At 71.5% G+C, this 22,403-nt stretch carries 23 protein-coding genes and 1 pseudogene; 15 read left to right on the top strand and 9 right to left on the bottom strand.

All coding sequences use genetic code 11. The features are described 5' to 3' along the window. Positions 1 to 139 precede the first annotated feature (139 nt). Entirely contained in the window at positions 140 to 1,507 is a 1,368-nt protein-coding gene (locus ACFVYI_RS07240; RefSeq protein ID WP_387882150.1) for an L-serine ammonia-lyase, read from the top strand. Positions 1,508 to 1,573: 66 nt separating this feature from the next. Here the strand turns inward: ACFVYI_RS07240 and ACFVYI_RS07235 are convergent, their stop codons facing one another. Then, positions 1,574 to 2,194, bottom strand: a complete 621-nt coding sequence (locus ACFVYI_RS07235) for a MerR family transcriptional regulator (RefSeq protein ID WP_387882149.1) — start codon at positions 2,192 to 2,194, stop codon at positions 1,574 to 1,576. An 85-nt stretch (positions 2,195 to 2,279) separates the two neighbouring features. Here ACFVYI_RS07235 and ACFVYI_RS07230 point away from each other — a divergent pair, with 85 nt between their 5' ends. Beyond that, positions 2,280 to 2,702, top strand: coding sequence for a DUF3291 domain-containing protein (locus ACFVYI_RS07230; protein ID WP_387882148.1), 423 nt, complete (start codon positions 2,280 to 2,282; stop codon positions 2,700 to 2,702). On the opposite strand, the gene ACFVYI_RS07225 is transcribed toward ACFVYI_RS07230, so the two are convergent. Continuing rightward, positions 2,699 to 3,454 carry a S1 family peptidase gene (locus ACFVYI_RS07225; protein WP_387882147.1) on the bottom strand — a complete coding sequence of 252 codons (756 nt, stop codon included), beginning with the start codon at positions 3,452 to 3,454 and terminating at the stop codon, positions 2,699 to 2,701. The genes ACFVYI_RS07230 and ACFVYI_RS07225 overlap by 4 nt on opposite strands. Before the next feature lie 288 nt (positions 3,455 to 3,742). Between ACFVYI_RS07225 and ACFVYI_RS07220 the strand changes: the two genes are divergently transcribed. After that, positions 3,743 to 4,015 (top strand): hypothetical protein, encoded by a 273-nt coding sequence (locus ACFVYI_RS07220; protein WP_387882146.1) that lies wholly within the window; start codon positions 3,743 to 3,745, stop codon positions 4,013 to 4,015. 174 nt (positions 4,016 to 4,189) lie between these two features. Next, positions 4,190 to 5,482 carry a helix-turn-helix domain-containing protein gene (locus ACFVYI_RS07215; RefSeq protein ID WP_387882145.1) on the top strand — a complete coding sequence of 431 codons (1,293 nt, stop codon included), beginning with the start codon at positions 4,190 to 4,192 and terminating at the stop codon, positions 5,480 to 5,482. A gap of 83 nt (positions 5,483 to 5,565) precedes the next feature. Here the strand turns inward: ACFVYI_RS07215 and ACFVYI_RS07210 are convergent, their stop codons facing one another. After that, positions 5,566 to 7,065 (bottom strand): MFS transporter, encoded by a 1,500-nt coding sequence (locus ACFVYI_RS07210; RefSeq protein WP_387882144.1) that lies wholly within the window; start codon positions 7,063 to 7,065, stop codon positions 5,566 to 5,568. A 138-nt stretch (positions 7,066 to 7,203) separates the two neighbouring features. Here ACFVYI_RS07210 and ACFVYI_RS07205 point away from each other — a divergent pair, with 138 nt between their 5' ends. Then, positions 7,204 to 7,938 (top strand): TetR/AcrR family transcriptional regulator, encoded by a 735-nt coding sequence (locus ACFVYI_RS07205; RefSeq protein ID WP_387882143.1) that lies wholly within the window; start codon positions 7,204 to 7,206, stop codon positions 7,936 to 7,938. A 46-nt stretch (positions 7,939 to 7,984) separates the two neighbouring features. On the opposite strand, the gene ACFVYI_RS07200 is transcribed toward ACFVYI_RS07205, so the two are convergent. Beyond that, on the bottom strand, positions 7,985 to 8,218 hold the full coding sequence (locus tag ACFVYI_RS07200) for a hypothetical protein (protein WP_387882142.1): 234 nt from the start codon (positions 8,216 to 8,218) through the stop codon (positions 7,985 to 7,987). Positions 8,219 to 8,558: 340 nt separating this feature from the next. Here ACFVYI_RS07200 and rplL point away from each other — a divergent pair, with 340 nt between their 5' ends. From rplL to ACFVYI_RS07185, 3 genes are all read left to right on the top strand, one after another. Continuing rightward, a complete protein-coding gene (gene rplL, locus ACFVYI_RS07195) occupies positions 8,559 to 9,683 on the top strand; it encodes a 50S ribosomal protein L7/L12 (protein ID WP_387882141.1) in 1,125 nt (374 codons plus the stop codon). 252 nt (positions 9,684 to 9,935) lie between these two features. Next, a complete protein-coding gene (locus tag ACFVYI_RS07190) occupies positions 9,936 to 10,205 on the top strand; it encodes a type II toxin-antitoxin system Phd/YefM family antitoxin (protein WP_387882140.1) in 270 nt (89 codons plus the stop codon). Beyond that, a complete protein-coding gene (locus tag ACFVYI_RS07185; RefSeq protein WP_387882139.1) occupies positions 10,195 to 10,653 on the top strand; it encodes a type II toxin-antitoxin system VapC family toxin in 459 nt (152 codons plus the stop codon). Before ACFVYI_RS07190 ends, ACFVYI_RS07185 begins: the two co-directional genes overlap by 11 nt. A gap of 33 nt (positions 10,654 to 10,686) precedes the next feature. Here ACFVYI_RS07185 and ACFVYI_RS07180 read toward each other — a convergent pair whose 3' ends face one another. Further along, complete coding sequence (locus ACFVYI_RS07180) at positions 10,687 to 11,097, bottom strand: ATP-binding protein (RefSeq protein WP_387882138.1); 411 nt, start codon at positions 11,095 to 11,097, stop codon at positions 10,687 to 10,689. A 162-nt stretch (positions 11,098 to 11,259) separates the two neighbouring features. On the opposite strand from ACFVYI_RS07180, the gene ACFVYI_RS07175 reads away from it, so the two are divergent. From ACFVYI_RS07175 to ACFVYI_RS07150, 6 genes are all read left to right on the top strand, one after another. Beyond that, the gene (locus ACFVYI_RS07175) at positions 11,260 to 12,072 is read left to right on the top strand and encodes a Scr1 family TA system antitoxin-like transcriptional regulator (RefSeq protein WP_387882137.1); all 813 of its coding nucleotides are present in this window, start codon (positions 11,260 to 11,262) and stop codon (positions 12,070 to 12,072) included. Next, entirely contained in the window at positions 12,069 to 12,269 is a 201-nt protein-coding gene (locus ACFVYI_RS07170) for a DUF397 domain-containing protein (RefSeq protein ID WP_387882136.1), read from the top strand. Before ACFVYI_RS07175 ends, ACFVYI_RS07170 begins: the two co-directional genes overlap by 4 nt. Positions 12,270 to 12,501: 232 nt before the next feature. After that, positions 12,502 to 13,362, top strand: a complete 861-nt coding sequence (locus ACFVYI_RS07165; RefSeq protein WP_387882135.1) for a hypothetical protein — start codon at positions 12,502 to 12,504, stop codon at positions 13,360 to 13,362. Positions 13,363 to 13,428: 66 nt separating this feature from the next. Then, complete coding sequence (locus ACFVYI_RS07160) at positions 13,429 to 13,788, top strand: type II toxin-antitoxin system RelE/ParE family toxin (RefSeq protein WP_387882134.1); 360 nt, start codon at positions 13,429 to 13,431, stop codon at positions 13,786 to 13,788. 62 nt (positions 13,789 to 13,850) lie between these two features. After that, positions 13,851 to 14,261, top strand: a complete 411-nt coding sequence (locus ACFVYI_RS07155; RefSeq protein ID WP_387882133.1) for a helix-turn-helix domain-containing protein — start codon at positions 13,851 to 13,853, stop codon at positions 14,259 to 14,261. Beyond that, positions 14,261 to 14,701: a hypothetical protein gene (locus tag ACFVYI_RS07150; protein ID WP_387882132.1), complete on the top strand. Its 441-nt coding sequence runs from the start codon at positions 14,261 to 14,263 to the stop codon at positions 14,699 to 14,701. The genes ACFVYI_RS07155 and ACFVYI_RS07150 overlap by 1 nt, the downstream gene beginning before the upstream one ends. A 404-nt stretch (positions 14,702 to 15,105) precedes the next feature. Here ACFVYI_RS07150 and ACFVYI_RS07145 read toward each other — a convergent pair whose 3' ends face one another. From ACFVYI_RS07145 to ACFVYI_RS07130, 4 genes are all read right to left on the bottom strand, one after another. Continuing rightward, positions 15,106 to 15,582 (bottom strand): ATP-binding protein, encoded by a 477-nt coding sequence (locus ACFVYI_RS07145; protein ID WP_387882131.1) that lies wholly within the window; start codon positions 15,580 to 15,582, stop codon positions 15,106 to 15,108. Between the two features lie 198 nt (positions 15,583 to 15,780). Next, a complete protein-coding gene (locus ACFVYI_RS07140; RefSeq protein ID WP_387882130.1) occupies positions 15,781 to 17,031 on the bottom strand; it encodes an Ig-like domain-containing protein in 1,251 nt (416 codons plus the stop codon). Between the two features lie 189 nt (positions 17,032 to 17,220). After that, the gene (locus ACFVYI_RS07135; RefSeq protein WP_387882129.1) at positions 17,221 to 18,447 is read right to left on the bottom strand and encodes an Ig-like domain-containing protein; all 1,227 of its coding nucleotides are present in this window, start codon (positions 18,445 to 18,447) and stop codon (positions 17,221 to 17,223) included. 253 nt (positions 18,448 to 18,700) lie between these two features. After that, complete coding sequence (locus tag ACFVYI_RS07130) at positions 18,701 to 19,933, bottom strand: Ig-like domain-containing protein (protein WP_387882128.1); 1,233 nt, start codon at positions 19,931 to 19,933, stop codon at positions 18,701 to 18,703. A 253-nt stretch (positions 19,934 to 20,186) separates the two neighbouring features. Between ACFVYI_RS07130 and glgX the strand changes: the two are divergent. Beyond that, positions 20,187 to 22,392, top strand: a pseudogene (gene glgX, locus ACFVYI_RS07125) (glycogen debranching protein GlgX). Positions 22,393 to 22,403: the final 11 nt, after the last annotated feature.

Genomic DNA, 22,403 nt, shown 5'->3' with positions numbered 1-22,403 from the left:
TGTAGGTGACCGGCCTCACCCTGCCTGGTCACCTGGGATTCCGGGGCACCGCGCACACTGGACAGTGCGCGCGGTGCCCCGTTCCGTGTCAGCACCCCGCCTGCAAGTCCTTCCACGAGACCAGACAAGGACGTCCTCCGTGGCCATCAGCGTCTTCGACCTCTTCTCCATCGGCATCGGCCCGTCGAGTTCCCACACCGTCGGCCCGATGCGCGCCGCCCGGATGTTCGCCCGCCGCCTGAAGTCCGAGGACCTGCTGACCGGGGTGGCGGGCGTCCGCGCCGAGCTCTTCGGCTCGCTGGGCGCCACCGGCCACGGCCACGGCACCCCGAAGGCCGTCCTGCTGGGCCTGGAGGGCCACTCGCCCCGCACGGTCGACGTCGACCAGGCCGACCGGGACGTCGAGCGGATCACCGCCGAGAAGCGGATCCGCCTGCTCGGCACCCACCCGATCGACTTCGACCCGGGCAACCAGCTGATCCTGCACCGCCGCCGCTCGCTGCCCTACCACGCCAACGGCATGACCCTCTGGGCCTTCGCCGCCGACGGCAGCACGCTGCTGGAGAAGACGTACTACTCGGTCGGCGGCGGCTTCGTCGTCGACGAGGACGCACTCGGCGCGGACCGCGTGAAGCCCGACGACACCGTGCTGAAGTACCCCTTCCGCACCGGCGACGAACTGCTCCGCCTCAGCCGCGAGACCGGCCTGTCCATCTCCGGCCTGATGCTGGAGAACGAGAAGGCCTGGCGGACCGAGGAGGAGATCCGGGCCGGCCTGCTGGAGATCTGGCGCGTCATGCAGGAGTGCGTCCGGGCCGGGATGTCCCGCGAGGGCATCCTCCCCGGCGGTCTCAAGGTCCGCCGCCGCGCCGCCTCGGGCGCCCGTGCGCTGCGCGCCGAGGGCATCGGCCCGGCCAACGCCATGGAGTGGGTGACCCTCTACGCGATGGCCGTCAACGAGGAGAACGCCTCCGGCCAGCGCGTCGTCACCGCCCCCACCAACGGCGCGGCCGGGATCATCCCCGCCGTCCTGCACTACTACCTGAACTTCATCCCCGGCGCGGACGAGGACGGCATCGTCCGCTTCCTGCTCGCCGCCGGCGCGATCGGCATGCTCTTCAAGGAGAACGCCTCCATCTCCGGCGCCGAGGTCGGCTGCCAGGGCGAGGTCGGCTCCGCCTGCTCGATGGCGGCCGGCGGCCTCGCCGAGGTCCTCGGCGGCTCCCCCGAGCAGGTCGAGAACGCCGCCGAGATCGGCATCGAGCACAACCTCGGCCTCACCTGCGACCCGGTCGGCGGCCTGGTCCAGATCCCCTGCATCGAGCGCAACGGCATGGCCTCGGTCAAGGCCGTCACGGCCGCCCGGATGGCCCTGCGCGGCGACGGCCGCCACCACGTCTCCCTCGACAAGGCGATCAAGACCATGAAGGAGACCGGCGCCGACATGAAGATCAAGTACAAGGAGACCAGCCGCGGCGGCCTCGCCGTCAACGTCATCGAGTGCTGACCGCGCCACCCCCGCCATCCGCCGCCTGAGCCCCACCCGGGGCCGGGCGGCGGAGTGCTGCCGCCCTCAGCCGTTGCGGCGGGCGGACTCGTTCTCCTGGGCCAGGCGGCGCAGGGCGAGCAGGGCGGGCTCCAGGAGGACGGTCAGGAGCAGGGCGCGTTCGGCCTGTTCCAGTGGGTCCTCGGTGTCGGCGATCCGGTCGAGGTCGAGGACGGCGGTGCGCTCGGCGAGTTCGGCGTACGGGAGCAGGGTGCGCCGGTCGATCGGCTCGCCGAGCGAGCGGAGGGTCTCCAGCGTCTCCCCCAGCACGGCCCGGGCGGGTGCGTGCGGCGAGACCTCCCAGCCCAGTTCGCCGATCAGCGCGTCGACCTCCGCCGCGCCGGGGGCGGGGGCCGGTTCGGCCGCGTCGTCGTCCGTCGGCCGGGCGCCGACCGCCAGCCCGAGCACCTGGTGCTGCTCGCCGCCGTGCGCGCCGATCGCGCCCAGTACCTCCTTGGTGGCGCTCACGCTGAGCCCCCGGACCGCGATCAGCGCCCGGACCAGCCGGAGCCGCCGCAGATGGGTCTCGTCGTACTCGGCCTGGGTCGCGGAGGTGGAGCGGCCGGGCGGCAGCAGGCCCTCCCGCAGGTAGTACTTGATCGTCGCGATCGGGACCTCGCTGCGACGGCTCAACTCCGAGATGCGCACGGCACTCCGCTTTCCCCTAGCCATTGGATACCTTCACTGTCTAACATAGATAGTGACACTACCCAATAGCGAAGGCGGATCAGCCATGCCCACGCTCCCCTGGATCACCCCGCATCCGGCCGCCCCGGGCACGCAGGCCGTCGTGATGGCCTCCCGGTTCGAGCTCCGCTCGCTCGCCGACGTCCCGCGCTTCTTCCTGAAGTCGCTCGTCGTCTGGCGGCAGCTCCGGACCGCGCCCGGCGCCCTCGGCGCCTCGCTGATCGCCCGGCCGACGAAGCGGACCTTCTACACCCTGTCGGCCTGGGAGAGCCAGGACGCCCTGCAGCAGTTCGCCCGCTCCGAGCCCCACCGCTCGGTCATGACCGGCCTGCGCTCCACCATGCGGGAGTCCGTCTTCACCTTCTGGCAGGCCCCGGTCGAGGCCCTTCCCGTCCCCTGGCCCGAGGCCCACCGCCGGCTGGCCGAGCAGCAGGCCAAGCAACAGGCCGCGGGGCCGGCCGGCTCCTAGCCGAGGATCTCCCGCGGCACGTCGGTGGCCCGGGTGAAGACCGAGACCGGGTGCTGGTCGTCGCAGTACTTGTTGCCGGTCGAGACGACGCCGATCACCACTCCGTCGACGACGAGCGGCCCGCCGGAGTCGCCCTTGCAGATGCTGTCGGTCGTCCCGGGCGCGGGGCGCCCGCAGACCTTCAGCCGCGGGGAGTCGCCGGGCCCGGCGAAGGGCGCGCAGCCGGCCGGCGGCGCGAGCGTGAGCACGGCCTTCCTGAGGTGCGTCCCCGGGCCGCCGTCGCCCGTGCGGCCGAAGCCGTACACGGTCGCCGTGCGGCCGTACCGGTACAGCTTCTCGTCCCGCTCCGTCGCGACCCGGACGGTCCGCCGGTTCAGCGGCCGGTCCAGGGTGACGACGGCCGCGTCGTGGTCCAGGCCGGCGGTGTACCGGGGGTCGACCTCGACGCTCTTCACCCGCCGCACCTGCCCGGCCGAGCCGGTCAGGTCGGTCCGGCCGGCGATCACCCGCAGCGTGGTGGGGTCGTCGGCCTCGGCGACGCAGTGGCCGGCGGTGAGCACCTTGGTGGGCGCGATCAGGGCGCCCGTGCACCACTGCTCGCCACCGGCCGTCTCCAGCGCCACGACGAAGGGGTTGGCCGCGGTGGTGGTGTCGCTGCCGCCGTGGACGGCGGCGGCCGGGGTGGCGGCGACCCCCACCAGAGCGGCGGCGGCCAGCAGGACGGTCAGCGAACGTCGGTTGGGCTTGCGCATGCGGATGCTCGCAATCTCTCTCGGTCGGATCTCTTCGTCGGGAGCCCCGGCACCCCGGTCCCCCGATGATCGGGGCGGGCGCCGTACCGCCGGGGCAGCGGGCCGGGCGGTACGGGGCGGGTGGGCGGGCGAAACCCTTGGTGCGGGCGGCCCCGTCCCCGATCGCGGCCGTGGGCGTCGACGTGTTGACGCCCACGGCCGGGCACAGCGCTCGGCCCGTCAGTGCCCCACGGCGGGGCCCGGCCCGGCGCGGTGGCAGCGACGGCGGGGCACGGTACGGCCCCGGCCGTGGACGCTCCCTCGGCAGGCGCCGCCGGGGCGGCCTTCCCCGACCGGGCCGCGCAGCTCCACGGGCCTGGCCCGGTCGGTGCAGGTCCGGGCGGCGCGACCACGGCCGCCGGCCCGCCCCGGGCGCTCGGCCGCCGGTTGGCGGTCGTCGGCGCCGGTCAGACGCAGGCCCAGCTGCCGGAGCAGCCCCAGGAGAGCGGCCGGACCGAGTACGAGCAGGGCGCAGTTGATCAGGATTCGCTGGACGGGCACGTGGCTGCTCTTCTCCGCTGAGGCTCGGTCGGTCCGGGCGGCCCCTCGGTCGAAGGGCGGGTCACCACTGCACCGCGGGAGCCGTCCCGGCCACCAGCCCTACCGGGGAGTACGGGACGCTGGAACGGCGACGGGTACCGTGATCTGCGGATTCGGTGCCGCCTGGAACGCCGGACCGGAACGAGGGGGCGCCGGATGAGCGTGGAGACCGACGAATTCGCGGCGATGCTGCGTGAGCTGAAGGACCGTTCGGGCCGTAGTTACGGCACGCTCGCCGCCCGGCTGCACGTCAGTACGTCCACGCTGCACCGCTACTGCAACGGCGCCGCCGTCCCCAACGAGTACGCGCCGGTGGAGCGGCTCGCCCGGATCTGCGGGGCGAGCGCCGACGAACTCGTCGCGCTGCACCGCCACTGGATCCTGGCGGACGCGGCCCGGCGCCGGGAGCCGGGCCGGGCGACGCCCCCGGCCGAACCGGCGGCCGCACCGCAGCCGGCCCCGACACCTCCGACTGACGCAACGCCCCCGGCGGGCACGCCGGAGACGTCGGACCCCGTCGACGTGCTGAACGCCGTGAACCGCCCCGCCGACGAGCCCCGACGCCGCAGGCTCCCGTACCCCCGGATCCTGCTGAGCGCACTGGCCGTGGCCGTCGTCGCCGCCGCGATCCCGCTGCTCGTCCCGACCGGGGGCCACGGCGACACCCCGCGCACGGCCCAGCAGCCCCCGTCCGGTCCGGCCGCGCCGGCCTCCGCCACCACTCCCGCCGCCGCTCCCCCGACCACCCCGGCCGCCCCCACCACCCCGGCGCCGACCGCGGCGCCCACCCCCACCCCCACCTCGGGGGCCTCCGACGACCCGGCGCCGTTCCACGTCAACGTCCTGACGGACAACTGGGGCAGCCCCTGCGACCAGTGGTTCCTGAGCGCCAAGCCCCCGCGCTCGGTGCCCGCGCCCCCCACCAGCAAGCGGACGGACAGCTGGGCCGCCGCCCAGGAGGCCGTCCCCGCCGGGCATCTGCGACTGCAGCTGACCGCGCAGGGCGAGAGCGCCACGCCGGTCGTCCTGCACGCCCTCTACGTGCAGGTGGTCAGCACCCGCCCGGCCCCGAAGTGGAACGCCTACATGATGGGATCCGGCTGCGGTGGCAGCATCACCCCGGCGGCCTTCTCGGTCGACCTCGACGCGGCGGGCCCCCGGCCGGTGCCGGTGCCGGCCCAGGAGGGCGAGGTCAAGGCCCGGACCACCTCGAACTTCCCCTACACCGTCTCGGCGACCGACCCCCAGGTGCTGAACATCGACGCCGGCACCGCCGCACAGGACGTCGGCTGGACGCTGGAGCTGGTGTGGAGCAGCGGCGACCGCCAGGGCGTCCTGCCCGTCAACGACCACGGCAGGCCCTTCCGGACCGTGGGCATGAAGGGCGCGCCGGGCTACTTCTACAAGGACGAGCGCGCGGGCTGGGCACCCGACCCGTCCTTCGGCTGACCCCGCCCCCGGCCCCCGCGTGAGACGACGAACGCCGACGCCCCCGATCGGGGGCGTCGGCGTTCGTCGTCGTCGAGCGGGAGTCAGGCGGCCAGCTCGGCCTGGTCCGCCGGGGCCTCGGCCGGGTCGGCCTTCTTGTCCCGCATGACCAGGGTGGCGACGACGGCCGCGGCGAGGACGCCGACCGCGCTGATGGTGAAGGTGGTCGACATCGAGGAGGTGAAGGCCTCCCGGGCGGCGTGGACCAGGGTGGCGTCCCCGTTGGAGGCGGCCAGGGCGTCGCCGATCGAGCGCTTGGCCTGCTCGGAGCTGCCGGCGGGCATCTCGTGGGCGAACCGGCTGGAGAGCAGGGAGCCGAGGATGGCGATGCCGAGCGCGGTGCCGGCCTGCTGGATGGTGTCGTTCAGGGCGGACCCGACGCCCGCCTTGTCGGTGGGGATGGTGCCCATCAGGGCGCCGACGGCGGCCGGCATCGCCAGGCCGGCGCCGAGGCCGAGCAGGCCGAGGGCGACGGCCGGGACGGTGAAGCCGCTGTCGGCGGAGACGGTGGTCAGCAGGCCGAAGGCGCTGGCCATGATCAGCATGCCGACGAGGACGAGGGGGCGGTTGCCGATCTTCGCGACGAGCCCGGCGCCGGCGCCGTTGCCGATCAGCGCGGCGACGGCCAGCGGCAGGAAGGCGAGGCCCGCCTTGATCGGGGAGTAGCCGAGGACGAACTGCAGGTACTGGGTGAGGACGAGCAGCAGACCGCCGTTGCCGATCTGGACGAGGGTCAGCGAGAGCGAGCCGCCGCTGAAGTTGCGGTGCTTGAACAGGACGAGCGGGACCATCGGCGCGGAGGTGACGTTCTCCCAGACCACGAACCCGCCGAGGGCGAGGACGGCGACGATCAGGGTGACGAGGGAGCGACCGCCGAAGGCGCCGTGCTGCGGGATCTCGATGATCCACCAGATCAGGGCGGTCATGCCGGCGGCGGACAGCACCGCGCCCAGCGGGTCGGCCTTCTGCCAGGGGCCCTTCGACTCCGGCATGAGGGTCAGGCCGGCGATGACGGCGAGGACGACGACCGGGACGTTGAGGAAGAAGATCGAGTGCCAGGAGAAGTGGTCGATCAGGACGCCGCCGAGCACCGGACTGCCGACCAGGCCGAGCATCGACACCGAGCCCCAGGCCGCCATCGCCTTGCCGCGCTCGTCCTCCTCGAAGACGGTGATCAGGATCGAGAGGGTGGACGGCATGATCAGCGCACCGCCGACACCCATCGTGATGCGGGCCGCGATGACCTCACCGGGGTTGGTGCAGTAGGTCGCGGCCAATGAGGCGGCGCCGAACAGCAACAGACCGATGATCATCACCTTGCGGCGCCCGAACCGGTCGCCGAGGCTGCCCGAGGTGAGCAGGAGTCCGGCGAAGACCAGGACGTAGGAGTCCAGGATCCACTGGATGTCCTGGGTGCTGGCGCCGATGTCCTCCGTCATGGACGGGACGGCGACGGTGAGCGCCATGCTGTCGATGACCAGGACCAGCGTGCTGAGGCAGAGCACGACGAGGATCCACCAACGACGTGGGTTGCGGGTTTCCATGGGTTGTCCCCTCCGAGATGCGCACGCTGTTCGTTCGCTGCGCACACTGTACGCAGCATGGAACAGTGTGCGCAACCCTGTACACCTGTACGCTGGATGCGCACGGCGTACGCAGGAGAATGCGAAGAGGAGGACCTCATGGCCGCCAAGGCGAACCCGATCCCGTCCGTATGGGCGCGACAGCAGCGCGAGGTCGAGCAGCCGGCGCTCAGCCGGACGGCGATCGTCCGCGAGGCGGTCGCGATGCTGGACGCCGACGGCGTCGAGGCGCTCAGCATGCGCAAGCTCGGCGCCCGCCTGAATGCCGGTGCGACCTCCCTCTACCGGCACGTGGCCACCAAGGACGAGCTGATGGAGCTCGCGGTGGACGAGGCCTTCGGCGAGATGACCGTGCCGCCCGCCGACAGCCCCGACTGGCGGGTGGCCGTCACCGCCGCCGCCGAATCCTTCCGTGCGACGACACTGCGGCACCGCTGGCTGGCCACCGTGCTCGGCCAGGCCGGCCTCGCCTACCTGGGCCCCAATCTGATGGCCTACTCGGAGCGGATGGCCGCCCTGTTCACCACCGCCGGCCTCCCCGAACCGGCGCGCGCGATCGAGACCGTGCTCTCGTACGTGATCGGCATGAGTACGACGGAGGCGGCCTGGCTGACCACCATCGCCCGCTCCGGCGTGAGCGAGGCCGAGTTCATCGCCCGCCTACTGCCCGCCGCCCAGCAGGCCGTCGCCGGCACCGAACACCTCGCCACCGCGTACGACGCCGTCCAGGGCCTCGACCCGGCGGAGCTGCGCGACTCCAAGTTCCACTACGGCCTGGAGGTCGTCCTGGACGGCCTGGCCCTGCGCCTGCCGGGGGCCCGACCGGGCGCCTGATCGGGGGCCGTCGGGCCGCTCCGGGCCGGCCCGCGCTCCCCCGGGTTCAGCCGCCCAGCAGGAAGCGCGGGCTCCGCACGGCGAGCGAGGCGGCGATGGTCTTCAGATCGCCCTCCGCGACCAGCGGGCCGTCCGTGGCGAGCAGCGCCACGGCACCCTCCCGCTGCACGAAGTACCAGGTGGCGCCGTACGGCGAGGCCGCCCGCCAGGTCGGCACGGCCGCTCGCCGCCCCCGCGCACCCGAACCCCGATCATCGAGGGTCGCCCCCAGGACGCTCACGTCGACCCGCTCCCCCACGGTCCGGGCCACGCACCTGCCGGCGGTGATCAACGTCAGCGGTCCATTGTGGACGGCGGGGGCCGACGCGTCATGAGTACACGTACTCATCCGAGGCGCTGCGCGGGAAGTCGGACGGGCCGACTTCCCGCGCAGGCACGGGTTCAGACGTCGAAGGCCTGGAGCTTGACGCGGGCCGGGGCGTCGTCGACGTAGACGGCATTCGCCGGTCGGGGGTGGCACGCCGGAGCTAGTCTTGATCCGCGTGGTCGTGTTCCAAGGTTGTTCTGGGCGGGGAGGCTCGGCAGTGCGAGATCAGCTTCTCGGAGGTCGGTACCGGCTGATGCGGCAGCTCGGCCAGGGCGGCATGGGGCAGGTGTGGGAAGCGCGCGACGAGATGCTGGAGCGGCTCGTCGCACTCAAGTTGATCGTCCTGCTGACCGGGGACGGAAGCAGGGGCGACGAGGCTCGTGCCAGGTTCCTGCGGGAGGCACGGATCACCGCTGCGCTCCAGCACCCCAACATCGTGACCGTCTATGACCTTGGTGAGACCGGCGTCAACGGCAGCAGAGCGCCGTTCCTGGTCATGGAGTTGCTCCGGGGCGAGGCGCTGGACTCGGTACTGCGCCGCGGCCCCGTCGCTCTGGCCGAGGCAGCCCGATGGGGTGCACAGATATGTGACGCGCTGGCTGACGCGCACAATTCCAGAGTCCTGCACCGGGACATCAAGCCCTCCAACGTCTTGGTCACCGTCTCCGGCACCGTGAAGGTCCTTGACTTCGGTATCGCGCGGGCGGCCGACCCGTACGCAACGGCAGATCGCCTCACCCAGACGGGTTTCGTCGTGGGCACGCCCCCGTACATGGCCCCCGAACAGGCGCGCGGCTACCCCGAGACGCGCAGTGACCTGTACGCGCTCGGCTGCCTCCTCTTCGAGCTGATCACCGGCCGACTGCCCTTCCAGGCGGCCGACACCATGGGCTACCTCACCGCCCACCTCATCGAGCAGCCGCCGGCCCCCAGCTCGGTCTCCGCCGGAATCCCGCGCGCGTGGGACGAGCTCGTACTGACGCTGCTGCGAAAGGACCCGGACCAGCGGTACTCCTCCGCAGGCGAACTCGCCCACGCACTAAGGCGGCTCGAACACGCCCCCGACCGTGCGACGGGGATGGCGGTCCGCGCCGAGGCCGTGGTCCGGCGGGACTCGCGGGGCGGTGGTTCCGGTGTCGTTGCCGGCCCGGACGAGTTCGACGTCATCCTCCGAGCGCCGGGGAAAGCCAAGATCGCAGTCATCAAGATCGTCCGCGAGTTCACATCGCTCGGCCTGAAGGAAGCCAAGGACCTCGTCGAGAGCGCGCCGCAACCGGTGCTCCACAACGTCACCCGGGAAGCCGCGGGCACGGCCAAGGCCCGCCTCCAACAAGCCGGCGCCACAGTCGAAGTACGCAAGGCATCACGAGCTTCCTGACCAGCGGGCCTCCAGGCCGAACGCGAACGGGCCCGGTGAATTCCAGCGAGGAAGCCTCCACGGCCTGCCGGGACGTGGGCTGCTCCGGCTTGAGTTCGAACCAGACGATCTTGCCGATGCGGCCCGGGCCACGGGGGTGGGCGCCCCAGGAGGTGGCCAGGGCCGCGACCAGTTCCAGGGCGCGGACCGGATGACTTCGCGCCCTGTGCCACACGGTGGCACAGGGTGGCGCACCGCGACTACGCTGGATTCATGACAGTGCAGCCGGAGATCACTCAACGAGATCTGCGAAGCAGGTCGAAGGAGATCATGGACGCCGTTCAGGCGGGCCACTCCTTCACCGTCACCCGCGACGGACACCGGATCGGCGAGCTGATCCCGCTGCGCAGACGGCGGCGGTTCGTCCCCCGCAGCGAGTTCGCGGCCATGTCGCGAAGCGCCCCGGACATCTCCCTCGATGCCTTCCGTACCGACCAGGACGCCCTGGCCGACCAGCAGACGGATGACCCCTATGGCCGGTGACTTCCAGCAGGGGATCCTCGACACCAACATCATGATCCTGCGCAAATGGGTGGACCCGGACCAGCTGCCGGCCGAGATGGCCATCACGGCGATCACGCTGGCCGAGCTCTCCTCAGGGCCGCACGAGGTCCGGCGGAACGAGGAGCAGGACGACTACGACGAGCACGCCGAGCGGGCGCGGCGACTCGATGTGCTCCAACGCGCGGAGAACGAGTTCGACCCCATCCCCTTCGACGTGGAGGCGGCACGCATTTACGGGCGCGTCTGTGCTGCCGTGATCAGCAGCGGCCGCAAGCCTCGGCGGCGGGTAGCCGACCTGATGATCGCAGCCATCGCCATCGCCGAAGACCTTCCGCTGTTCACCACGAATCCCGACGACTTCAAGGGCCTCGACAAACTTCTGACCGTCGTGCCGGTTACCAGGCCCCAGGTGCTCCACGATCGCTAGCAATGAAGCCGCCGCAGCCTGCCGGGACGCGGGCTACTCCGGCTTGAGTTCGAACCAGACGATCTTGCCGATGCGGCCCGGGCCACGGGGGTGGGCACCCCAGGCGGTGGCCAGGGCCGCGACCAGTTCCAGGCCGCGGCCGCTCTCGTCCTCGGGGCCGGCCCGGCGGGGTTCGGGGAGGTCCGGGTTGGCGTCGGCGACCTCGACCCGGAGCAGACCGCAGCCGGTGACGGCGAACCGGACGCCGATGAGGCGGTCGCGCGGGGCACGGGCGTGGCGGCAGGCGTTGGTGACCAGCTCGCTGAGGAGGAGCAGGGCGGTCTCGACGGTGTCGTCGGGAACGCGCCAGGCGTAGGCCTGCCGCAGGAGTTGCTGACGGGCGCGGCCGACGCTGCGGGGGTGGCGGGGGAACATCCACTCGATGTCAACGGGCTGAGTGATCATCAGTGTCCTTGGCATGGGGGAGCCTTGGCGTCACCCACAGGAGCGGAGATCGGCCATTTCACGTTCCGAGAATCGGCGTCCCGGCTTAGCCTCGGGAGTGACGACGGCGGTTCAGTGACGGAATGACCCGCTGGTCGACCGCATGAGGATGGGGGTCCGGTGATGAGCGCGCCCGCACAGCCGCCGATGGCTTGGAAGTACTGCGGAGACCAGATCAAGCGCTGGCGCGAGCAAGCGGGCGTGACTCGGGAGCAGTTGAGCCAGGCGGCGAACTACGACATCGAGAGCGTGCGATCGATGGAGGCGGGGAGGCGGAAGCCGTCGCTCAAGCTGCTGGCGACCGCAGACGAGCTGTGCAACGCACGGGGCATGCTGCTCGGCGCCCAGGACTTCCTCAAGCCGGAGAAGTTCCCGTCCTATTCGCAGGGATACACACAGGCAGAGCGCGAGGCCATCGCGATCCACTGGTACGAGGGACTGCTCATCCCAGGACTCCTTCAAACGGAGGCCTACGCAAGGGAGCTGATCAGCCACAGTTGCCCACCACTGGACGACGAAACAGTCGAGGCGCGTGTCGCAGCACGGATCCAGCGCCAAGAGAAGCTGAAGAACTCTCCGACCGTTCTGTTCAGCTTCGTCATCTACGAAGCAGCCCTCCGCGCCATCGTGGGCGACGCCGGTCTCATGCGGAGGCAGCTTCATCACATCTTGGAAGTCGACGGTCTGCGCAACGTCTCCATCCAGGTCCTGCCGATCGATCGGGCCGCATACGCAGGACTCAGCGGCCCACTGGTTCTACTGGAAGGACCCGACCACGACCAACTCGCCTACGTAGAAGCACAGGACACGGGCGCTCTTTACAGCGACGCGAACAAGATCAGCACGCTCACCCAGCGCTATGGAATGATCCGCATGCAGGCCCTCGGAGCCGATGAGTCTGTTGCGTTCATTCGAAGAATGGCGGGAGAGCTATGAGCGCCCAACTCGCATGGTTCAAGTCCAGCTACAGCAACGATCAGGGCGGGGCCTGCATCGAGGTAGCCGCCTCTCACCTCGCGATCCACGTCCGCGACTCCAAGGACAAGGCCGGCCCGCAGCTCGCCTTCTCCCCCTCCGCCTGGGCCGACTTCGTCGCCTTCGCGGCCGAAGCTCAGGTCTCGGCGTCCGAGTGACCCCCTAGAGGAATGGGTGGGCAACCACCTCCCACCCACCCTCCCAAGTACCGCCACACCCAGCATGTATGACTAATCGTCACCAGCTCGCCACCATCCGCATCCGCCGTGTAGCGTGCGCACAAACGAATCAACCCCCGCCGGTGCACCAACACCAACGGGGGTTTGACCAGCACGATCGAAAGCAGTCGATCCTGTGGCTACCCACGACTTTAGCGTTTCCACGCCCCCCATGGCCTCTCCTGGCTACGGAAAGCAGTCCGCGCCGGGCCAAGGGCCCCGCCGCGCCGAGGACTTCGCACACCTGCCCGCTCGCGAGGCGTACCTCGCCAGTCTGATCGACCGGCTGCCCGACGGTGCCGCGATGGACACCAAGACCCTCGCCCGCGAGCAGCCCCACTACGGCCAGCAGGCCGTCCGCACCGCCCTCAACAGCCTCTCCGTCGCCGGCCATCTGCGCCGGATCCGCGAGCGCGTCGACGGCGACCGCACCCAGTGGGTGTTCCGGACGTACTTCTCCCGCACGCCCCGGGACGACGCCTGGTGGTCCCGGTTCCTGACCACCGGCGAGTCAACGGATGTCCGCCCTGCTCCCCCGGAAGAGCGTCCCGACCCCAAGCCGCCCCGCTCCCCCGCGTACGACGCCCTGGCGGGCCTCGGCTTCGCCGATCCCCGCCTCGCGCTCTCCGCCACCGACTGCGCCGCGCTCGAACCGCTCGCCGCCCGGTGGCTGGCGCGCGGGATCACCCCGGAGCTTTTCACGGCCACCCTCACCGCGGGCCTCCCGCCCGCCGTCCACAGTCCGGCGGCCCTGACCCGCCGCCGCCTGGTCGACAAGATGCCCCCGGAACGCCCCGCCGGTCCGCCGGCCCCCGCCACCACCCGCGTCCTGGAGTGCACCGACTGCCGCACCCCGAGCCGCCCGCAGGCACTCCTCGGCGGCCTCTGCCGGGCCTGCCGCACGGGCGCCACCACGGCCGCCCCGCCGGCCGCCCGGCTCTCCCCCCAGGCGGTGCACCGGCACGCCACCCGGGTGCGCGGGGCGGTCCGCACGGCAACCCGCCCCAACCGCTCTGCGCTGCAGCAGCATTGATTCCCCCCTCACCTCCACCCGCCTAGACTGCCGATCAGCGCACGATCGGAGCGGGGGTGGGCGGCGTTGAACACACGGGAGTGGTCCTTCTACGAGGGCGTGGACGGTTCGACGCCCCTGGTCAAGGACCTGCAGAAGGCCCGGCTCGCCACCCACGAGCGGGCCAGGCTGTTCGTCCTGATGAACCGGGTCAAGCAGCGGCAGACCCTGCCGGGCGACGTCAAGGACCTCGGCAACGACCTCCTGGAGGTGCGCCTCACCGGCGATCACCGCACCTTCCGCCTGCTCTACGCGGAGGAGTCCGAGGGGCTGGTCCTGCTCGCCCTGTCCTTCTTCCAGAAGAAGTCCCAGAAGACCCCGCCGAACGAGCGCGGCGCCGCCGAGCGGCGGCTCAAGGAGTGGCGGAACCGAACGACGGACGGGTGAGTTCCCGGTTCTCGGTATCGGTTTCGGGCGATAATGTTGGAGCACTCTGAGGGGAGGCGGCCATGGCAACCACACTGCACGATCTGCTCGACCTCGACCCGGACGATCCCCGCGTCGCCGCGAGCCTGGACGACGCCCAGGCCTACGCCGAACTCGTGGAGACGCTGGTCGTGGCCCGCAAGAAGCGCGGCCTGACCCAGCGCGACGTGGCGGAGCTGATGGGGACGTCGCAGTCGACGATCTCCGAGTTCGAGCGGGCGGGCGGCGATGCCCGCTACTCGACCCTCCAGCGCTACGCCCGCGCGGTCGACGCCCGGCTGCTCAGCATGGTCGACCACACGGCCGCCGCCCTGACCCCCGCCTGGACGCCCGCACCGGTGAAGGTGCAGGTCCGGGTGGCCGTCCGCGAGCGGGCGCCGCAGGCGCGCCCGACGGCCTGGGGCGACGACGCCCAGCGGTCGGTGACCGTCTGATGGCCGGCACGGCAGCCCGCCGGGCGGTCCGGCGGTTCAGCACCCTCGACGAGCTCACCGCCGCCACCGAGCTGGAGGACGTCACCTTCCTGGAGGTGTCCGGCCGTCGGCTCTTCGACCAGCAGGAGCCGCGCACCGAGGCCGACACCCGGACGACGCTCGCGGTGTGGCTCCGCCAGGGCGACGACGGGACCACCCTGGAGGTGCGCTGCCGGCTCGAACTGGGGAGCGTCCAGGCGGACTTCGTGGTGGACGCGGCGGCCGCGTTCGTGCTCGGCACGCCGTTCGAGCTGCCGGCCGAGTTGCAGCAGCAGTTCGTCGACCGGATCGGCGTGACGGTGCTCTACCCGTTCCTGCGGGAGGCCCTCCAGGGCAGCGCCGCCAAGCTCGGCGTCGACACCCCGATGCTCTCGCTGCGCGGCCCGGGCCAGAGCGTCTGACAACCGCCCGAGGGGCCGTCGCCCGGGCCGCCATCACAGGGCCCACACCGCTCGTGCATGAATAATCTCAGGCAGCGGCGTTAACCTATGCAAAATCCAAAGGTGAACTAGGTTACAAACCTTGAAATCAAAGCCACCCGGTTTGCCCACATGCTGAGATCCGTGCGATAGTCGAGATGTCCGACGGCGGACGTCGACGACTCGCCGCGGGCACCCGAGACTACGGCTGGCCCGACCTGGCACGGCCGTCGCCCATCGTGCGGCACGCACCCCCTTGGCCGGCGCGATGACTTGCAGGGGCCCCCACGCACCGGACCACGGTGGATCGGGGGCCCTGCGTGTTTTCCGGGCCGGCCGCGCTGCGCGTACGACCCGACGGCCGCAGAGGCGCGCAGGACCCCGCCTCAGTGCCGCTCGCGCACCTTCAGCTCGAACCAGACGCCCTTGCCGCGCGGCATCAGATCGGCGCCCCAGCGGTCGGCGAGATCGTCGACGACCTTGAGCCCGCGCCCGTACTCGTTGATCGGCAGCGGCTCGGCCAGGATCAGGCAGGGCAGCGCCCGCGAGGAGTCCCGCACCTCGACCCGCAGCCAGCCGGGTTTGCGCGAGACCTGGAGACCGATGGTCCGCCCGGCCGCGTGCCGCAGCGCATTGGCCACCAGCTCGCTGGTGAGCAGCTCGCCGACCTCCAACTGCTGGTGCAACTCCCAGGACTCCAGCACCGAGAGCACCAGCCGACGGGCCACCGGCCCGGACTCCGGTCGCGACGGCAACCGCATCTCGCCCGGCGTCGACTGGTCGCACAGCCTGCCGTAGTACATCCGCTCCAGCTCCTCGGAGCTGAGCCGCTCCAAGGCCGCCAGCGCGTCCTGGAAGCACATCCACGATGCGTCAGCGACCAAGCTGGACCCAGGAAGTGATGACTGATCTGTTTCGCCCCAACCCGCCATGCGGTCCATCATTGCGGAACGCAAGCGGCCGCGTACGGACAATGAGCAAACGATCACTACCCGTTCGGCATATGCCGCGTGCAACCCGGGCCGGGTCCGCGTCAAGCCCGGGTTGCCGCAAACAGGCTCCTACCAGGCGTTCCAGTCCAGGTTCCAGCCGCTGAGGCCGTTGTCCGGAGCCACCTTGCCGCGCGAGGAATTCTGCACGGTCACGATGTCGCCGATCAGCGAGCCGTCGTAGAAGGTGCCCGCCGAGGTGCCGCCGCCACCGCCCTTGACGTCCTTCAGGCCGACGCAGCCGTGGCTGACGTTGTCCTCACCGAAGGCGTTGCTCCAGTAGTTGCCGTGCACGTACGTGCCGGACGTGGTCAGCCGCATCGAGTGCGGCACCTGCAGGTCGTACGGCGCCCCGGTCATCCCTGGCATGCTGCTGGACTGCATCCGCACCACGCCCTCCTTGGACATCACGACCATGGTGCCGTTCCAGGTCGGGTGCTCCGGCGAGCCGGAGGTGATCTCGATGACGGAGCTCTTGCCGTCGTTGACCACCGTCATCAGGTGGGTCTTGGCGTCAACCGACGAGACCTGCGATCGCCCGATCGTGAAGGGCTCGTCCCGGTCCACGCCGCCGTAGACACCGGGGGCGATCTCCACGTTCTTCAGCCGGTAGTGGACGGTGACCTTGGTGCCCGGCTTCCAGTACGCCTCGGGGCGGAAGTCCAGCCGGCGGTCGCCGAACCAGTGGCCCTTCACCACGGTGCCGTTGTCGGACTCGAAGGTGATGCCCTTGGCGACGGCCTCCTTGTTCTTCACGTCCTTGTCGAAGTCGACCGAGACGATCATGCCGACCCCGTAGGTGGCGCCGTCCTCGACGTTGTCGCTCGCCTTCGCCTCGCGCTCGGGCGTCAGCGTGGTGAAGCCGCTGTCCGCCGAGGCGACCACCCCGTCGGCGTCCGCCGCCATCGCGCTCACCTGGTAGGCGGTGCCGACCGCGAGGCCGGCCGACGGCGCCCAGCTGCCGCCGTCCGCGGCGATCGTCCCGGGGACCTCCTTGCCGCTCCGGTCGCTCACCTTGACCGTGGTGAGCTTGCCGCCCGCCACCGCGACCTTCAGCGCGCCGCTCGGGGCCACGTCCACCGCGCCGTTCTTCGGCTGGATGTCCAGCACGGCCGCCGACGCCTTGGGCGTCGCGGCGGCCGGGGTGGTGGCGGGCGCCGCCCCGGAGGCCGGCGCCGAGGCGGTCGACGCGGCCCCCGCGGCCGCGCCGCCCAGCTCGGCCTTGGCCGCGCTCCCGCCGCCCGTGCCCCCGCCACACGCGCTGGTCAGCACCAGCGCGCCGCCGATCAGACCGGCGGCCACCACCGTACGTATCGACCTCATGTCGACTCCCCTCCCGTTGATCCCGCTCGATCACGACGGGACTCGACAGATACACGCGGCAATCACCGGAAAGGTTGCGCCATTCGAGCGGTATTTGCCCGGGAACGACGACCGGCCCGACCCCAACGAGTGAGGGATCGGGCCGGTCGTGGTCGAGCCGGGAGTACGGGGGCTACCGCGGGGTAGGGCCTACCAGTTGGTCCAGTCGATGTTCCAGCCGCTGAGCCCGTTGTCGGGCGCGACCGTCTTCTCCTTGGAGTTCACGACCTTGACCACGTCGCCGATCATCGAGTCGTTGAAGAACTTGCCCGCGACCGAGGCGTCGCTGCCGTCCTTGGTGTCCTGCATCGAGATGCAGCCGTGGCTGGCGTTGCTCTTGCCGAACGGGTTCGCCCAGTAGTTGCCGTGCACGAAGGTGCCGGAGTTGGTCAGGCGCATGGCGTGCGGCACGTCCGGGATGTCGTACTCGCCGCCGAGACCGACGGTCTGCGAGTTCATCCGGGTGACCTTCTCCTTGCTGGAGATCACCATCGCGCCGTTCCAGGACGGGTTCTTCTCGTCGCCGAGGGTCACCGGCACGGTGTGCGGCTGGCCGTCCCGGACCACCGTCATCTGGTGGGTCGCGGAGTCGGCCGTGGAGACCTGGGAGCGTCCGATGACGAACGGCTCGTCCTTGTCCACGTCGCCGTAGACGCCGGGGGCGACCTCGACGTTCTTCAGCCGGTACTTGATGGTGACCTTGGTGCCCGGCTTCCAGTACTCGGCCGGGCGGAAGTCCAGCCGCCGGGTGCCGAACCAGTGGCCCTTCACCTCGGTGGCGCCGTCGCTGGTCTCGAAGGTGATCCCCTTGACGACGGCTTCCTTGTTCTTCACGTCCTTGTTGAAGACCACCGAGACGATCATGCCGACGCCGTAGGTGGCGTTGTCGGTGATGTTGTCGTTGGTGGAGATCTTCTTCTCGGGCGTCAGCGTGGTGAACGAGGTGGTGGACGCGGCCACCAGGCCCTCGGCGTCCTTGGCCTGCGCGCTCACCTTGTAGACCATGCCCACGGCGAGCGCCGCGCTGGGCTTCCAGCCGGTGCCGTCCGGCGTGATCGCCCCGGCGACCGGCTTGCCCTCCTTGTCGGTCACCTCGACCGTGGTCAGCTTGCCGCCCGCGACCGAGACGTTGAGCGCGTTGGTCGGCGAGACGTCCTGCGCACCGTCCTTCGGCTCGACGCTCAGCACCGCGGCCGAGACCTTCGGCGCCGCCGAACTCTGGCCGGGCGCGGGGGTGCCGCTGCCGTTGGCACCCGCCGTCGCGGCCGCGTCACCGCCGCCGCCCCCGTTCCCGCCGTCGCTGCCCTTGTCGTCCCCACATGCCGCAGTGAGCAGCAGTACCCCGCCCATCGCGAGCGCCACCGCACTGCGGCGCATCCGACGGCTGGTGGTACGTATCGCGGCATCGGCCGCCCTAACCGGCTTCACGGTTTCTCCCCTCCCGGTGTCCATCCACATGGACGCGCGTCTGCCCGGACGGGTTGCACCGGACCGGCGATCTTTCGCACCGAGATGCGGCGCGGCAAGCAGGATAGCTGGGCCGAATGAGTGAATCCCGGGAGGAGTGCGGTGGATCACAGGTGGAACAGTGGTGAAGATCGGCGGGAGATCGCGGCCGGATGCCGACGGGTCAGCGCTCGGCCGCGCCGCCGTCGACCCACTGGGCCCAGGGCAGGTTCCAGCCGTTGAGCCCGTTGCTCGGCGGGACGTAGTCCCCCGTGGACGCCTTCACCTCGATCACGTCCCCGGGGATGGTGTGCTCGAACAGCCAGCCCGCCGGTGTCTCCTTGCCCGCCCCGCCCTTGGCGTCGGCCAGGCCGATGCAGCCGTGACTGGTGTTGGCCGTGCCGAACACCGCCGGGTCGGCCCAGTAGTTGCCGTGGATGAAGGTGCCCGAGGTGGTCAGCCGCATCGCGTGCGGGACGTCCTTGATGTCGTACTCGTCGCCCATCCCGACGGTCTGCGAGTTCATCCTGGTCGCCCGGTACTTCTCGGAGACCACCAGCACGCCCCGGTAGGTGCTGTGCTTCGGGTCCCCGCCGGACACCTTGAGCGTGCGCACCACCTTGCCGCCCTGACCGGCCCGGACGGTGAGGGTGTGGGCGTCCAGGTCCACCGTGGAGACCTGGGCCCGGCCGATCGTGAACCGGACGTCCTTGGACTGGGTGCCGAACTCGCCCGGCGCGCCCTGCACGTCCTTGAGCCGCAGCGCCACCGCGACCTTGGTGCCCGCCGCCCAGTACGTCTTCGGCCGGACGTCCAGCCGCTGGTTGCCGAACCAGTGCGCGGCCACCTCGACGGGCGGGTCGGCCGTCACCAGCACCGCCTTCTCGACCGCCGCCCGGTCGGTGATCGGCCGGCTGAAGCGCAGCGAGACCGGCATGCCGACGCCGACCGTGGAGCCGTCCTCCGGGGTGAAGAAGGCCACGAAGGTGTGCGCCCGGGCCACCGTCGAGAACGCCGTGTGCTGGTTCGCCCGCTGGCCCTGGTCGTCCTCGGCCACCGAGTCCAGGGTGTACGCGGTGCCGAGCGGCAGCGGACCGTTCGGCGTCCAGGCCGCACCGTCCTCGGAGACCGTCCCGGCCACCTCGGCGCCCTTGGCGTCGGCCAGCCGGACGGAGAGCAGCCGGCCCTGGGCCACCGCGACCCGGACCGGGCCGTCCGGCGGGACGTCCTGGGCGCCGTCGGCGGGCAGCGCGGTGATCGCCGCCCGTGAGGGGGGCGGCTGTGCCTGCCCCGGGGCGACCGCGTCGCCGGCCGTGGCCGGCCCGGTGCCGCCACCGCCGGTGCAACCCGTCAGCACGGCCAGGCACCAGCCCAGCGCCGCCGCACGCCGTGCCCAAAACCGTACTCGGGGCCGCATTCCGGGGCCTCCCGCCGTTTCCGTCCGATACCCCGGACAACGAGGGCAATCCCGGCAGGACACGCGGACGCCCGGGTGAATCCCACCCCGGCGGCCCACCGCGGCCGGTCGGCGCCCCCCGCGCGCGCCCGCGGAGCCCGTCCCCCGGCCGCCATCCGCCGGTAAGCCACCGTTCAGCGGCTTCCGATCAGCAGGATCAGGGAAAGAGAAGGTGAACGGGGTCCGGGACACCCCGCCCAGGGAGGGTACGGCCATGGCGTCAGGGCAGGAGCTGGAAGCCGGAGTGCGGCAGCGCGGCGGTGCCGGCACCGAGCCACCGTGGCCCGGCAGCTGGCAGCCGCTGGGCGCCCGCTTCCGCACCGACGCCCAGGGCCGCCAGGGCACCAACTTCGCGCTCTGGGCGGCCGGCGCCGAGGCCGTCGACCTCTGCCTCTTCGACGAGGGCGGCCTGGAGAGCAGACACCGGCTGACCGAGCAGAACTTCCAGACCTGGCACGGCTTCCTGCCCGGCGTCCGCCCCGGCACCCGGTACGGCTTCCGCGTCCACGGCCGCTGGGACCCGTGGACCGGCGCCCGGTGGAACCCGGCCAAACTGCTGCTCGACCCGTACGCCCGGGCCGTCGACGGCTGTTACACCTCCCACGATTCCGTCTGCTCCGCCGTCCGCAACCGGCCCCGAGGCCGTTGTCGCCGACACCGTCCGGGACACCCGCGACTCGGCCCGCTACGGCCCCCGGTCCGTCGTCGTCCACGACGCCGACGACTGGTACGACGACCACCGCCCCAAGACCCCCTGGGCCGAGACCGTGCTGTACGAGCTGCACGTCCGCGGCTTCACCATGCGCCACCCCGAGGTGCCGCCGCAGCTGCGCGGCACCTACGCTGGCCTCGCCCACCCCGCCGCGATCGCCCACCTCACCGGGCTCGGCGTCACCGCCGTCGAGCTGCTGCCGGTGCACCAGCACGCCGGCGAGGACCACCTCCAGGCCCGCGGCCTGGGCAACTACTGGGGGTACAACACCGTCGGCTACTTCGCCCCGCACGCCGGCTACTCCGCCTCGGGCGGACGCGGCGGCCAGGTCGGCGAGTTCAAGCGGATGGTGCGCGCGCTGCACGCCGCCGGGATCGAGGTCGTCCTCGACGTGGTCTACAACCACACCGCCGAGGCCGCCGAGTTGGGCCCCACCCTGTCACTGCGGGGCATCGACAACGCCGGGTACTACCGCCTCCCGCTGAACCGCCCGCGCGGCTACGCCGACTACACCGGCTGCGGCAACACCCTGGACACCCGCCGCCCGCAGGTGATCCGGCTGATCACCGACTCGCTGCGGTACTGGGTGACGGAGATGGGCGTGGACGGCTTCCGCTTCGACCTCGCCGCCGCGCTCGCCCGCGGCAGCGACGGCGTCGAGATGGACCACCCCTTCCTCGCCGCCGTCTCGCAGGACCCGGTCCTGAGCCGGGTCAAGCTGATCGCCGAACCCTGGGACGTCGGCGCGGGCGGCTACCAGGTCGGCGGCTTCCCCCCGCTGTGGGCCGAGTGGAACGACAAGTACCGCGACACCGTGCGGGACTTCTGGCGCGGCGCGCGCCCGGACGTCCGCGAACTCGGCTACCGGCTCTCCGGCTCCTCCGACCTCTACCAGCGCGGCGGCCGGCGCCCCTACGCCTCGGTCAACTTCGTCACCGCGCACGACGGCTTCACCCTGCGCGACCTGGTCTCCTACAACCGCAAGCACAACGAGGCCAACGGCGAGTCCAACCGGGACGGCACCGACGACAACCGGTCCTGGAACCACGGCGCCGAGGGGGAGACCACCGATCCGGCGGTCAACGCCCTGCGCCTGCGCCAACTGCGCAACCTGATGGCCACGCTGCTGCTCTCCACCGGCGTCCCGATGATCACCGCCGGGGACGAGTTCGGCCGCACCCAGCTCGGCAACAACAACGCCTACTGCCAGGACAACGAGATCAGTTGGCTGGACTGGTCGCTGCTGGACGATCCGGGCTGGTCCGGGCTGCGCGACCTCACCGCGCGCCTCGTCCGGCTGCGCCGCGACCACCCGGTGCTGCGGCAGCGGGCGTTCTTCTCCGGCCGGGCCGCCGCACCCGGCGCCCAGCCCGACCTGGCCTGGTTCACTCCGCGCGGCAAGGAGATGACCGAGGCCGACTGGTTCGCCCCGACGGCCTGCCTCGGCATGCTGCTCTCCGGCGCCGCGATGTCCGAACGCGACCAGTACGGGAGCCCGCTGCGCGACGACAGCTTCCTGCTGCTGCTCAACGCCGGCCCCGATCCGGTGGCCTTCACCCTGCCCGGCGAACCCTGGGCCGCACCGGACGCGGCGTACGAGACGGTGCTGGACACCGCCGCCGAGCCGACCGCTCCGCACCCCTCGCCGGACACCGCCCTGCTGGGCGGCCGCTCGCTGCGCCTGCTGCGCGCACCCGCCCCTCGCTGACCCCGCACCCC

Source organism: Kitasatospora sp. NPDC058218 (assembly GCF_042882445.1).
In the GTDB taxonomy this organism is placed as follows: Bacteria; Actinomycetota; Actinomycetes; order Streptomycetales; family Streptomycetaceae; genus Kitasatospora.
Note: the sequence above shows the minus strand (reverse complement) of the source record. Positions and strands in the feature narration are given on the sequence as shown.

Bases quoted from the DNA above. Each gene is read 5' to 3' on its own strand.
- ACFVYI_RS07230 (WP_387882148.1), top strand. From the start codon at position 2,280: ATGCCCACGCTCCCCTGGATCACCCCGCATCCGGCCGCCCCGGGCACG.
- ACFVYI_RS07225 (WP_387882147.1), bottom strand. From the start codon at position 3,454: ATGCGCAAGCCCAACCGACGTTCGCTGACCGTCCTGCTGGCCGCCGCC.
- ACFVYI_RS07215 (WP_387882145.1), top strand. From the start codon at position 4,190: ATGAGCGTGGAGACCGACGAATTCGCGGCGATGCTGCGTGAGCTGAAG.
- ACFVYI_RS07210 (WP_387882144.1), bottom strand. From the start codon at position 7,065: ATGGAAACCCGCAACCCACGTCGTTGGTGGATCCTCGTCGTGCTCTGC.
- ACFVYI_RS07205 (WP_387882143.1), top strand. From the start codon at position 7,204: ATGGCCGCCAAGGCGAACCCGATCCCGTCCGTATGGGCGCGACAGCAG.
- rplL (WP_387882141.1), top strand. From the start codon at position 8,559: ATGCGGCAGCTCGGCCAGGGCGGCATGGGGCAGGTGTGGGAAGCGCGC.
- ACFVYI_RS07190 (WP_387882140.1), top strand. From the start codon at position 9,936: ATGACAGTGCAGCCGGAGATCACTCAACGAGATCTGCGAAGCAGGTCG.
- ACFVYI_RS07185 (WP_387882139.1), top strand. From the start codon at position 10,195: ATGGCCGGTGACTTCCAGCAGGGGATCCTCGACACCAACATCATGATC.
- ACFVYI_RS07180 (WP_387882138.1), bottom strand. From the start codon at position 11,097: ATGATCACTCAGCCCGTTGACATCGAGTGGATGTTCCCCCGCCACCCC.
- ACFVYI_RS07175 (WP_387882137.1), top strand. From the start codon at position 11,260: ATGAGCGCGCCCGCACAGCCGCCGATGGCTTGGAAGTACTGCGGAGAC.
- ACFVYI_RS07170 (WP_387882136.1), top strand. From the start codon at position 12,069: ATGAGCGCCCAACTCGCATGGTTCAAGTCCAGCTACAGCAACGATCAG.
- ACFVYI_RS07165 (WP_387882135.1), top strand. From the start codon at position 12,502: ATGGCCTCTCCTGGCTACGGAAAGCAGTCCGCGCCGGGCCAAGGGCCC.
- ACFVYI_RS07155 (WP_387882133.1), top strand. From the start codon at position 13,851: ATGGCAACCACACTGCACGATCTGCTCGACCTCGACCCGGACGATCCC.
- ACFVYI_RS07150 (WP_387882132.1), top strand. From the start codon at position 14,261: ATGGCCGGCACGGCAGCCCGCCGGGCGGTCCGGCGGTTCAGCACCCTC.
- ACFVYI_RS07145 (WP_387882131.1), bottom strand. From the start codon at position 15,582: ATGTGCTTCCAGGACGCGCTGGCGGCCTTGGAGCGGCTCAGCTCCGAG.
- ACFVYI_RS07140 (WP_387882130.1), bottom strand. From the start codon at position 17,031: ATGAGGTCGATACGTACGGTGGTGGCCGCCGGTCTGATCGGCGGCGCG.
- ACFVYI_RS07135 (WP_387882129.1), bottom strand. From the start codon at position 18,447: ATGCGCCGCAGTGCGGTGGCGCTCGCGATGGGCGGGGTACTGCTGCTC.
- ACFVYI_RS07130 (WP_387882128.1), bottom strand. From the start codon at position 19,933: ATGCGGCCCCGAGTACGGTTTTGGGCACGGCGTGCGGCGGCGCTGGGC.